Source organism: Roseobacter weihaiensis (genome assembly GCF_020622345.1).
GTDB lineage: Bacteria > Pseudomonadota > Alphaproteobacteria > Rhodobacterales > Rhodobacteraceae > Roseobacter > Roseobacter weihaiensis.
Map to the genome: position 1 here is coordinate 71903 of NZ_JACNMO010000004.1, position 11585 is coordinate 83487.

An 11585-nucleotide genomic window follows, 5' to 3' on the forward strand; every position below is an offset into this window, starting at 1 on the left:
TTAGTTGTTGGCTGCGAGCGGCAGAGGTTCCATTACGGGCACCTCGGGCGCTTCGGGGAGGATTTCGTCACCGCTCAGGCTTTCCAGAAAGGCGACGAGGTCGTCGATTTCCGGGTCCGAAAGGCCCAGAGGCTGGATCAGCGATGACTTGTTGGCGGCAAATTCATTCTCGCCGCCTCCCTCATTGTAGAAGACCACCACATCGCGCAGCGTCTCGATCATCCCGTTGTGCATGTAGGGGTAGGTATAGGCGGTGTAGCGCAGGCTGGGCGTGCGGAACTTGCCCTTGTCCGACTTCTGTTTGGTGCGGAAATAGAGCCCCGGATCATCCTTGGTGGTGCGGTACATCTCTTCGGTGGAGCCCTTGGCGAAAAGTTCGAACCGGAAGGTGATCTGCGCCAGGGCGTCGTCTTCCCAGCCGTCATAGGGCGGCACGCCGGTGTTGTAGTATTTCTCGTCACTCAGCAGCGGGCCGTTGTGACAGGTCGCGCAGTTTGCCTTGCCGGTAAAGAGATCCAGCCCGCGCTTTTGCGCCTCGTTCAGCGCGCCGTCATCGCCGTTCATGTAGTTGTCGAAAGGCGTATCGGTCTGAACAATCGTCCGCTGATAGGCGGCGATGGCCATATAGGCGTGGCGGATGCTGGGCCAGTCATCACCGAACACCTCGGCAAAGGCCGCGCGGTATTCCGGCACAAAGGCCAGACGGGCCTCCATCATGTCGTCTTCACCGTTGCCGGCGACCCCGCCGCGCGCGGCAGAGCGGGCCTGATGCTCCAGCGATCCTGAGGCTCCGGCCCAGAAGAGCTTGCCGTAATAGGCCGAGTTCACAATGGTCTGGCTGTTGCGCCAATGCGTGGTGCCGGGATAGCCAAAGCTGATCTTGTCCTGCACCGCCCAGCCTGCACTGGGCTCGTGGCAGGCCGAACACGGCATGCCGTTGTTACCTGACAGGATCGGGTCAAAGAACAGTTTTTCCCCCAGTGCGACCTTTTCAGGCGTCATCGGGTTGTCCGCCGGGATCGGGGGCGGCCCCAAGGCGGAAAGCTCTTCGGGGCGATCTTGTGCGGCCAGTGGTGACGCCACCAAAGTGGCCAGACCCAGAGCGTATAGGGTGAGATGTTTCATGGTCCTGCCTCCTTAGTTTTGGACGTTTTTCCAGTCTTCGATGACTTCGTAATCGTAGTCATCCTCGCGCCAGACATAGGCGTCCGTGTCAAAGCTCTCGCCGGACATCGCTTCGAGATAGGCGATCAGGTCCGATTTCTCGCTCGGCACCAGACCCAGCGGTTGCAGACGCGGGTCCTTGAGAGCATCGCCGCCGCCCCCACCGTCGTAGAAATCGATCACATCCGCCAGCGTCTCAAAGGTGCCGTTGTGCATGTAGGGCGCGGTCCAGACCAGTTCGCGCAGGGTGGGTGTCAGAAAGCTGCGTTTGGTCTCGGCCCGGTGGGTGCGGACATAGGCCCCGAGGTCTTCGCGCAGGTTCATGTAGTTTTCGACTCCCATGAACTTGGCATAGGTCACAAAGGCGGAGTGACGCTCTGCCGAGGCCCAGATATCGGGGTTTGTCGGCACGCCGGTGTTGTGCGGCTTGTCGTCGGTATAGCGCGGGCCGGTGTGGCAGGCGGCGCAGTTGGCCTTGCCCTCAAAGATATCCTTGCCCCGTTCGGCGGCGGCGGAGAGGGTCCCGGTATCAACCGGCGCGTCCCGCGAGACGATGGTTTTCATAAAATCCATCAGCGCGTTGCGCGCGCCGCCATTGCTCGGTTCTGACATGCCCGCTGCGGCGAACATCTCGACATACTTCGGGTCCTGCTTGAGCCGCTCCTGCATGATGCGCATGTCCATGTTCATCAGGTAGGTTTCGGTGATCATCTCGCGGGCGACGTCGTTGAGGTTGGTGCCCAGACGCCCATCATGCATCCAGGCGTCGCGGTATCCGACATTGGCCAGCGTCGGAGTGTTGCGGAAATGGCCGGCCCCTGTGTAGGCCGCGCTCAGCGCTTCACCGTCGGTGAAGGCCTTGTCGGGCTGGTGGCAGCTGGCACAGCTCAGGAAGGTATCGCCAGACAGGCGCGTGTCGTAAAACAGACGTTTGCCAAGTTCGGCACGGGCCGCATCCACGTCCATCGGCGGGATCGGGACAGTGTCTTGGGCGAGGGTTGCGGTGCCGGCAAGGAGCGAGCAGATAAGGGTGAGGTTTTTGAGCATAAACGTCTCCTGTTCCTGGGCCGCGGGACGACCTGGGTCATGCGGTGCTCACCGCGTCTTTAAACCTCTCAAGCGCCGATGGATTAGCGGTCAGAGATCGTCATGTTGAGGAAGTTTGCCCACTGTCTGCATTCTTCGCTTGCGTTAACCTTACGACGCAAACGCGTGATAAATGTTGCGAACAAGCCAATTTTTTGTGACTTTTTGTGACGGGTTGTGACGAAACCGGCACTTTTACTTGATCCGGAGCAAGCAGGACCTAATGCGCAGCATCCAGTAAGAATCGGATGCGCTGTGCCAAGCGTGCAGGATCAATCGGTTTATGCATGACCTCTGGTTCAGGGCCATCGATCTTCAGCCCGCCAGGGTTGTAGCCGGTGCAAAAGATCACCGGCAAATCGGATCGGATCGCGCGCAGTTCATTGACCAGCGCTTCGCCACTCATGTCCGGCATCACCATGTCGGAGATCAAAAGATCGGGGCGATCCGGTGCAGACTGAAAGTGCTCCAGCGCGACCAGCGGCGAGGTAAACGCCTCGACCCGGTAGCCCAGACGCAGCAGCAGCCGTCGGAAGGTCACGGCAATATCGGGCTCATCGTCCACCAGCACGATCCGTTCATGCCCCCGGGGCATCTCTGCGGCGGCGGTTTCGGTTTTGGCCAGACCGGCCTCTGCGCGGGGCAGGTAGACCGTGAATGTCGCCCCCTGTTGCGGTGTGCTGTCAACGCTGATCCTGCCCCCCATTTCTTCAATCAGTCCGCAGACCACCGCGAGCCCAAGGCCCGAGCCTTTGCCAAGCGGTTTGGTCGTGTAGAACGGGTCGAACAGATGCTGTTTGGTCTCGGCACTCATGCCGGGGCCATTGTCCGAGACGCAGAAGACAATCCAGCCGCCCTCGCGCGGCTCAAGGCCTGCGGGTACATGGTCGTCGAGAACGCGCGCATCAATGGCAATCTGACCAGGCTCCGCGCCAATCGCTTCGACCGCATTGCGGCACAGGTTCATCACGATCTGGTGCAAGTAGGTGTCGTCCCCCAATACAGTCAGATCATCCCCGATCCCGTCGCGCTTGAGCGTAATCGTCGGTGGCATCGAGGCCTGCAGCAGGCGCGACACTTCTTCGATCACCGCGGTCAGGCTGGTCGGTTGCAAAGACCCCGGTGTCCGTCTTGCGAAGGTCAGCAGCCCCTGCACAAGGCTTTGGCCGCGCCGGGCCGCGATATCGATCTGATCGACCTCAACTTCGATATCACTGCCAGCAGGCGCATCCATCGCGGCCAGATGGGCAGCCCCCACGATCGTAGTCAGGATATTGTTGAAGTCATGGGCGATGCCGCCCGCGAGCAGCCCCACGGCTTCCAGCTTCTGGGCGCGGGCCACCTGCTCGCGGGCCTGACGTTTTTCGGTGATGTCCTCGCCCATGCCGATGAAGTTGCGCACGCTGCCATCTTCGCCCAGCAGCGGCAGGATCTTGGTCTCTGCCCAATAGCTCGACCCGTCCTTGCAGCGGTTGCGGAACACGCCTTGCCAGTCTTCGCCCTTGTCCAGACGACGCCGTATTGCGGCATATTCCGATGCTGGCGTGTCGCCGGATTGCAAAAACCGCGGTGTCTGGCCGATGACCTCGTCGCGCTGCCAGCCGGTGATCTTTTCGAACTGGCGATTGGCATAGATAATCTTGGCGTCGGTGTCGGTCATGAAGATCGTGGCGGGGCTTTGTTCAACGGCCTGGGCGAGCCGTTCATTGGATTTCTGCAACTCCCGCCTCCGGTGCAATTCGTCCGACAGCCGCAGAACGGCGTCGCGCATGTCGCGCAGCAGCAAAACCAGCAGATACCCGATCAGCAGCGCAAGACAGACCAGCGCCGCGATGGACAGAAAGCCGATCCAGATCAGCGTTTGCCCGCGATTGACCGCCGCCAGCATCCGGTCTGCGCTGGTCTGACGATTCACGCTCCAGATCTGTTCGAGGTCTGCCAGGGCCTGCAACGCTTCGGTATCCGAAATCCGGACCGCGGTATCTGTGCGCTCGGTGGGCCATCCCTGTTCGGCGGCCCGGACCGCGACGGGCAGGGCGGCGCTATAGCGCAAAATCGTCTCCCGGACGATCTGCAGGGCCTCCCGTTCGCGCGGATCTGCGGTTGCGGTCAGGTAGAGGTCAGTGACCGCAAGAAACTGATCGATCTGTTCTTCGGTGCGGTGCAGGTAGATGGGATCTTTGCGCAGGACGTAGTTTTTGAAATTGTGGATGATGCCGCCATAGCCCAGGTGGCCGCGAATGGCGCTGATCCATTCTCCCTTCTGACCGATGTCGAGGGAATACTCGTTCCAGTTCTCTTCGACTTCGCGGAACTGCTCGCGGGTCTGGACGCCCAGAAAGAGGCCGAGGCCCACGGTGATAAACAAAGACGCCAGCGAGGCCAGACCAATGCGCCGGGTTCTCGACAAGGCGTTCGAGTGAACATTCTCCGGCATGGCTTTGACCTCTTGTTGCCCGCGCTGTTGTGAACAGGCCCGGAATTTGCAAGATACCATCTCATTGAAGAATGGGAAGAAGTGGATGGAAGCTCATATTCTTGTTGTAGATGACGACGGGCAGCTGACGTCATTTCTAAAGCGGTTTTTGGACAAGCAGGGATTTCAGACAGACATCGCGGCAACTGCTGCAAAAGCGCGCGCGCGGCTTGCGGAAAACAACTATGCGCTGGTCGTGCTGGATCTGATCCTGCCCGATGCCGACGGTCTGGACATCGCCCGCGAGATCGGCAGCACATCGCAGACGCCCGTTATTATGCTGACGGCGCGTGATGACGTCTATGATCGTGTCGTGGGGCTTGAGATTGGCGCGGATGACTACGTCACCAAGCCCTATGAACCAAGAGAATTACTGGCGCGCATCCGCTCGGTCCTGCGGCGCAGCACGGCAGGGCAAAAGGTGGCATTGGCCCCCAAGCCGACGAACATCAGGTTCATGGGTTTCGAACTCAACCCGGCTGAGCGGCTGTTGGTTAATGTTGACAAAAGTGAGCCGGTGCCGCTGACGGGCACTGAGTTCACCCTGTTGCATACGCTGGCCAGCAATGCGGGGGCTGTCTTGTCCCGTGCGGCGATCATGGATGCCCTTTACGGCAACAATATCACTGTCACGGATCGGGCAATCGATGCGCATGTGGCCCGGCTGCGAAAGAAAATCGACCCTGTGGATGGGCGCAACTCACTGATCCGGGCGGTGCACGGTCAGGGCTATGTTTTTGCGACAGAGCTGGACAATCCGGGGCGGGGAGACCCGCGCTGAAAGCTGTTGAGCTCAGAGGTAGCGGTTGACCAAGTTCTCCAACCGCTCCTGACGGCCCGAACGGGGGGCGGGGTTGATGTCTTCCGCGACCACCCGTGCGGCGATGCTGTCGAGGTCTGATGTCATCAGGGCCTTGCCGGTCTCGTTGTCCCACCCTGCATAGCGTGCCGCCCGCGCCGCTTCGAGCTTGCCATCCTCCAGCATCGCCGCGGCGGCTTTCAGCCCCGCTGCACAGGCGTCCATCCCGCCCACATGTGCCAGGATCAGGTCTTCGGGGTCCAGCGACTGGCGGCGCAGCCTGGCATCGAAATTCGTCCCGCCGGTGGTAAAGCCGCCCGCCCGCAGCACCTCGTAATAAGCCAGCGCCATTTCGGGCACGTTGTTGGGGAATTGATCGGTGTCCCAGCCTGATTGGTAATCGTTGCGGTTCATGTCGATCGAGCCAAAGATCCCCAGTTCGCGTGCCAGCGCCAGCTCATGCTCAAACGAATGGCCCGCAAGAATGGCATGGCCCTGTTCGACGTTGACCTTGACCTCGCCTTCGAGACCGAAATCCTTGAGAAACCCGTAGACTGTCGCGACATCGTAGTCATACTGATGCTTGGTCGGCTCCTGCGGTTTGGGCTCGATCAGGATCGCGCCCTTGAAGCCTGTCTTGTATTTGTAATCGACCACCATCTGCAGCATCCGGCCCGCCTGCGCCCGTTCCCGGCCCATGTCGGTGTTGAGCAGCGTCTCATAGCCCTCGCGCCCGCCCCAGAGCACGTAGTTCTCGCCGCCCAGCCTGATCGTGGCATCCATGCAGGATTTGATGGTCGCGGCCGAATAGGCAAAGACTTCCGGGTCGGGGTTGGTGGCCGCCCCCGCCATAAAACGGCGGTGCGAAAAGAGATTGGCCGTCCCCCAGAGCAGTTTGACGCTGGTCTCGTCCATCTTTTGGGCAATGTAATCGACGATCTCTTCCAGATTGCGCAGGCTTGCGGCGAAAGTCTCCCCCTCGGGCCGCACATCCGCATCGTGAAAGCAGAAATAGGGCACGCCGAGGATCTGGAACATCTCAAAGGCCACATCGGCCTTGAGCCGCGCCAGATCCATCGTATCGCCGAACCATGGCCGCTCGAAGGTCTGGCCGCCAAAGGGGTCCCCCCCCGGCCAGGCAAAGCTGTGCCAGTAGGCGCAGGCAAAGCGCAGGTGATCCTTCATCGGCTTGCCCATCACGATCTCATCGGGGTTGTAGTGCCGGAAGGCAAAGTCATTCGGGGTCTGAGGACCTTCGAACCGGACGGGCGGGATGTTCTTGAAAAAGTCGGTCATAGCTCAAAGATCCTTCAGGACGGAATAGGCGTGTTGGTAGCGATCATGGCCCTCGGCCATGGCGGGGACGAGGGTCGGATCGGGGTCAACCGAATGATCCAGCGGCGGCTGTGTGGCGATCTCCGGCCCGGCACCGGTGCTGGCCATCATCCCCAACCGGGCCGCGCCAAGAGCGGCGCCAAAATCACCGTCTCGGGGCACGTCGAGCGTGATATCGAGCGTGCTGGCCAGCATCTGCGTCCAGTGTCGGGATTTGGTCCCGCCCCCCAGGGCAAGCGCGCGGTTGAGGGTCGTGCCGGTCTGTGCCAAGGCCGCCTTGCAGTCGGCAAAGGCATAGCTGACCCCCTGGAGGACGGCGCGGGCGGCTTCCTTGGCGTCGGTCGCATGCTCCAGATGCAGGAACTGACCCCGGATGGCGGCATCGTTATGTGGCGTGCGTTCCCCGCCGAGATAGGGCAGAAACAGGGTCTTGCCGGGGGCGCGGACCGGGCCCAGATCCTGCGTCAGCGCGGCGGCTGTCTGACCGGTCAGGCGGCACAACCATTCCAGCGCGTCTGTCGCGGCCAGGATCACGCCCATCTGGTGCCAGGTGTCGGGCAGGGCGTGGCAGAACGTGTGCACCGCCGAAGCGGGATCAGGGCGGTAGCCTGCATTGGCGGCAAAGAGCACGCCCGACGTGCCCAGCGACAAAAAGGCCGTGCCATCCCGGACCACACCGGCCCCGATGGCGGCAGCCGCATTGTCGCCGGCGCCCCCTGCAATGATACACTGCGGCAGACCAAGGGTTGCGGCAAGACCCGCGCGCAGCGTGCCGGATGCCGCCGCCCCTTCGACGAGTGCCGGCATGTGATCGCGGCTCAGCGCACAGGCTGACAAAAGCGCTGTCGACCAGTCCCGCTGGCCCGTGTCGAGCCAGGAGGTGCCTGCGGCGTCCGACATCTCTGACACATGCTCTCCGGTCAGAAAGAGGCGCAGGAAATCTTTCGGCAGCAAGATTTTTGCGGTCTGTTTAAAGGTCTCCGGCTCGTTTTGGCGGACCCATTCGACCTTGGGGGCGGTGAACCCCGGAAAGACGATATTGCCGGTGATCTCGCGAAACTGCGGGTCCGCGTCCATCTCGGTGGCTTGGCGATGGCTGCGCGTATCGTTCCAGAGCATGCAGGGCCGCAGGGACCGGTCATCTGCCCCGACCAGGGTCGCCCCATGCATGTGACCCGACAGGCCGATCCCGCGCACCGCACTGCAATCTGCTGCGCTGGACAGGGCGCTGAGCGCTTCGACGGCGGCATCGCACCAGCTTTGAGGGTCCTGCTCAGACCAGCCGTCGTGCTTGCGCTGGACCGACAAGGGCACGGCATGTTCGGCCAGAATCTCCTGATGGTCGTTGATAAGGATCGCCTTGAGAGAGGAGGTCCCGAGATCCAGGCCGATGAATGTCATGCTGCCACTTTCGGGTTCTTGCCCAGGATGATCATCGACAGGATATCATCTTCGGTGACGTCCTCAACCCGTTCGGCCCCGATCATTCGACCGTTTTTCATCACCGCCACACGGTCGCAAAGCTCCATCATCTCGCGCGTGTCATGGCTGATGAGAAAGATGCCAAGCCCCTGTTTCTTCAGCTCCTGAATAAGGTCCGCCACCATCGCTGTCTCATGCACTCCGAGGGCGGCGGTTGGCTCATCCATGATGAGAATCTTGGCGTTGAAATAGACCGCCCGCGCAATTGCAACGGACTGGCGCTGACCGCCTGAAAGGGCGGAGACCGGCTCCTTGAGCTTTTTGAAGTTGGGGTTCAGCCGGGCCATGATCTTGCGGGTCTCCGCCTCCATCCGGTCATCGTCGACAAAGCCCAGCGGCGTCGTCAGTTCGCGGCCCAGAAACAGGTTGGAGGCGGCATCCAGATTATCTGCGAGTGCCAGAGTCTGATAAATCGTCTCGATGTTGTAATCGCGCGCGTCGCGCGGTGAGGTGATCTGCGCCTTTTGGCCATCGATCCAGATCTCGCCGCTGTCCATCTTGTAAGCCCCCGAGAGGATCTTGATGAGGGTGGATTTGCCTGCACCATTGTGCCCCAGCAGCCCCACCACCTCGCCCGCCTCCAGCGAGATGCTCACGTCATCCACCGCCTGCACACCGCCAAATGCGATGGAGATGTTCTTCATCTCTACCAGAGGAGCCATCTACTTGCCTCCCACACGTTTGCGGTACTGGATATCGATAAAGACCGCGACCACCAGAACAACCCCCACCACGATGTTCTGCAAGGGCGCATCGACGCCGACCATGGCCATGCCCGATTGCAGGGATTGCATGATGAGCGCACCCAGGATTGCGCCGTAGATCGTACCGATGCCGCCTGACAGCGCCGTGCCGCCAATGACGGCGGCGGCGATGACGCGCAGCTCGTCCAGCGTGCCCAGGTCGTTGGAATGGTTGGCCAGCCGCGAGGAGGCCACCACGGCCGCAATGGCGCATAGCACGCCCATCAGGGCAAAGATTTTCACCGTGAGCAGACGCGTGTTGATCCCCGAAAGGGCTGCCGCGTCCGGGTTGCCGCCGGTAGCAAAGATATAGCGGCCAAAGCGGGTCTTGCGGGCGATGACGGTCATGATCGCTGCAATCGCGATCAGCAGCAGCACGGAGATGGGCAGACCATAGACCGGGGTGCAGCCCTCGGCGATTTCGCAGCCGTATTTGGCCGGGTCACGCGCCACCACACGCTCCGGCACCTGGTAGCTTGTGAGGATGGCGATGAACCCGACGATGGCACTGGTCAGGATGCCAGCAAGCGCCACCTCGGCCCAGAGCGGTTTGACCGCAAAGCCATGCGAGGCCTTCGTGCGCCGGGCATTGAAGATCGCGAAGATGGTAAAGAGCACGGCCACAACGCCGACGATCCAGCTTGCGGTGCCGCCCAGCGTTCCGTTGATGCCGCCAAACATCATAAAGGTCTGATCCAGCGGTCCAATGGTCTGCCCGCCGGTCTGATACCAGCCGACGTTGCGCCAGATCAGAAAGCCGCCCAGCGTCACGATAAAGGCGGGGATGCCCTGGTAGCCCACCAACCATCCGTTCACCGCGCCGATAACGGCCCCCAGCGTGATGCCAACGGCAATGGTGATCCACGGGATCGCCCAATGGCCCAGCCCCAGCGTTTCGGGCAGGAACCGCACCTGTGTCATCGCCATCAAGGCAGAGCAGGCCGCCAGCACGGCCCCCACGGACAGGTCGATATGGCGTGTCACGATGATAAACACCATGCCGGTGGCCATGATCGCAACGCTCACTGTCTGAATGGTCAGGTTAAAGATGTTCCGCGGCGTCAGAAAACGCCCGTCCGTCAGGATGTTGAAAACGAGGGCCACAAGAATGAAGGCCCCGATCATACCCAGCAGACGCGTGTCGAGTTCCAGCGTCTGAAAAAAGCTGCGCTTGGGGGATGAAGAGGGGGTGTCGGTGACGCTGTTGGACATTGTGAGGCTCCCGCTGGCGCTTGCGGTGTCGCAAGCGCTGCCTGAGGATAATCGATTTTTGGAGAATTGCGAGGGAGCGCGGCTCGTTTGCCCGTGGCAGTCGGGCCGCGCTCAGGGAGGGATCAGTTACAGGGGGCAGGGCCGTCCGTCACCCCTTGGCACAGCGCTTCCTGGGTGATCCAGCCTGCGTCCACCACTGCTGACAGGTTGTCTGCTGTCACCGGTACGGGGGCCAGAAACAGCGCTGTCATCTCGGTGCCGCCCGGCGACGTCCACGATGTGCTGCCCTCCACGGCCGTCATGTCCCCGTCGCTGCCCGCGAGGGCCACGGCTATCTCGCCTGCCGCCTTGCCCAACGCGCGCGCGTCTTTCCAAACCGACACAGTCTGCGTGCCAAGGGCGACCCGGTTCAGCGCCGCATGATCGCCATCCTGACCGGAGACCGGGATGCCTTCCATGCCCTGTGCCGTCAGCGCGGCGACAACACCACCCGCAGTCCCGTCGTTGGAGGCGACAACCGCATCGACGCCATTGTCATTGGCGGTCAGGATCTGTTCCATGTTGCGTTGGGCGTTGGCGGGCAGCCATCCATCCGTGTAGGCTTCATCGACAATTGTGATATCGCCCGCATCAATGGCCGCCTGCAACACCTCTTGCTGACCGCCGCGCAGGAAATCCGCGTTGGGATCCGTGGGCGAGCCCTTGATCATCACGTAGCGGCCGGAGGGTTGGGCCTCCAGCACGGCCCGCGCCTGCATGCGCCCGACCTCGACATTGTCGAACGTCAGATAAAATGCCCGGCTGTCTTCGATCAGGCGGTCATAGCCGACCACCGGAATGCCTTCGGCGGCTGCTGCATCAACAGCCGGGCCGATGGCTGCGCTGTCCTGCGCCAGAATGATGAGCGCATCCACGCCCTGTGCAATCAGGCTCTCCACATCCGAGAGCTGCTTGGCCGAAGAGGACTGCGCATCCGCCGAGATATAAGTGGCCCCGGCCGCCTCGAGAGCGGATTTGATCGCCGCTTCATCGGTTTTCCAGCGCTCTTCCTGAAAGTTGGACCAGCTCACGCCAACCGTGACGCCATCTCCCTCCGCGACTGCTGCCGTGCCAAAAGACGCGAGGCTGACCGCCGCCGCCATTACCAGTTTTTTCATGTTTTCCTCCCTGTGATGCCCATCCCGTCCGACGACATGGGCCGAGTCGTTTTCAACCCGTTTCCGCAGTCTTGCTGAATTAAATTTAGGTGTCAAAATAAAAAATACCTCAAATAGGCGATATGTCGAAA

9 protein-coding genes are annotated in these 11585 nt (G+C 61.4%); 1 reads left to right on the forward strand and 8 read right to left on the reverse strand.

The features are described from left to right. The 3 genes from H7847_RS06065 to H7847_RS06075 form a co-directional block, all read right to left on the reverse strand. Positions 1–1125 carry a cytochrome-c peroxidase gene (locus H7847_RS06065; protein WP_227268496.1) on the reverse strand — a complete coding sequence of 375 codons (1125 nt, stop codon included), beginning with the start codon at positions 1123–1125 and terminating at the stop codon, positions 1–3. Positions 1126–1137: 12 nt separating this feature from the next. Next, positions 1138–2211, reverse strand: coding sequence for a cytochrome-c peroxidase (locus H7847_RS06070; RefSeq protein WP_227268497.1), 1074 nt, complete (start codon positions 2209–2211; stop codon positions 1138–1140). 259 nt (positions 2212–2470) lie between these two features. Continuing rightward, on the reverse strand, positions 2471–4687 hold the full coding sequence (locus H7847_RS06075; RefSeq protein WP_227268498.1) for a PAS domain S-box protein: 2217 nt from the start codon (positions 4685–4687) through the stop codon (positions 2471–2473). An 85-nt stretch (positions 4688–4772) separates the two neighbouring features. Here H7847_RS06075 and H7847_RS06080 point away from each other — a divergent pair, with 85 nt between their 5' ends. Further along, on the forward strand, positions 4773–5507 hold the full coding sequence (locus H7847_RS06080) for a response regulator (RefSeq protein WP_227268499.1): 735 nt from the start codon (positions 4773–4775) through the stop codon (positions 5505–5507). A gap of 12 nt (positions 5508–5519) precedes the next feature. Here H7847_RS06080 and xylA read toward each other — a convergent pair whose 3' ends face one another. The 5 genes from xylA to xylF all read right to left on the reverse strand — a co-directional run bounded on the left by xylA (position 5520) and on the right by xylF (position 11454). Next, positions 5520–6821 (reverse strand): xylose isomerase, encoded by a 1302-nt coding sequence (gene xylA / locus H7847_RS06085; RefSeq protein ID WP_227268500.1) that lies wholly within the window; start codon positions 6819–6821, stop codon positions 5520–5522. A gap of 3 nt (positions 6822–6824) precedes the next feature. Next, a complete protein-coding gene (gene xylB / locus H7847_RS06090) occupies positions 6825–8261 on the reverse strand; it encodes a xylulokinase (RefSeq protein WP_227268501.1) in 1437 nt (478 codons plus the stop codon). Continuing rightward, the gene (locus H7847_RS06095; protein ID WP_227268502.1) at positions 8258–9004 is read right to left on the reverse strand and encodes an ATP-binding cassette domain-containing protein; all 747 of its coding nucleotides are present in this window, start codon (positions 9002–9004) and stop codon (positions 8258–8260) included. Before H7847_RS06095 ends, xylB begins: the two co-directional genes overlap by 4 nt. Beyond that, positions 9005–10297, reverse strand: coding sequence for a sugar ABC transporter permease (locus H7847_RS06100; RefSeq protein WP_227268503.1), 1293 nt, complete (start codon positions 10295–10297; stop codon positions 9005–9007). 122 nt (positions 10298–10419) lie between these two features. Beyond that, on the reverse strand, positions 10420–11454 hold the full coding sequence (gene xylF, locus H7847_RS06105) for a D-xylose ABC transporter substrate-binding protein (protein WP_227268504.1): 1035 nt from the start codon (positions 11452–11454) through the stop codon (positions 10420–10422). Between the last annotated feature and the right edge of the window lie 131 nt (positions 11455–11585).

Bases quoted from the DNA above. Each gene is read 5' to 3' on its own strand.
- xylA (WP_227268500.1), bottom strand. From the start codon at position 6,821: ATGACCGACTTTTTCAAGAACATCCCGCCCGTCCGGTTCGAAGGTCCT.
- H7847_RS06065 (WP_227268496.1), bottom strand. From the start codon at position 1,125: ATGAAACATCTCACCCTATACGCTCTGGGTCTGGCCACTTTGGTGGCG.
- xylB (WP_227268501.1), bottom strand. From the start codon at position 8,261: ATGACATTCATCGGCCTGGATCTCGGGACCTCCTCTCTCAAGGCGATC.
- xylF (WP_227268504.1), bottom strand. From the start codon at position 11,454: ATGAAAAAACTGGTAATGGCGGCGGCGGTCAGCCTCGCGTCTTTTGGC.
- H7847_RS06075 (WP_227268498.1), bottom strand. From the start codon at position 4,687: ATGCCGGAGAATGTTCACTCGAACGCCTTGTCGAGAACCCGGCGCATT.
- H7847_RS06070 (WP_227268497.1), bottom strand. From the start codon at position 2,211: ATGCTCAAAAACCTCACCCTTATCTGCTCGCTCCTTGCCGGCACCGCA.
- H7847_RS06100 (WP_227268503.1), bottom strand. From the start codon at position 10,297: ATGTCCAACAGCGTCACCGACACCCCCTCTTCATCCCCCAAGCGCAGC.
- H7847_RS06080 (WP_227268499.1), top strand. From the start codon at position 4,773: ATGGAAGCTCATATTCTTGTTGTAGATGACGACGGGCAGCTGACGTCA.
- H7847_RS06095 (WP_227268502.1), bottom strand. From the start codon at position 9,004: ATGGCTCCTCTGGTAGAGATGAAGAACATCTCCATCGCATTTGGCGGT.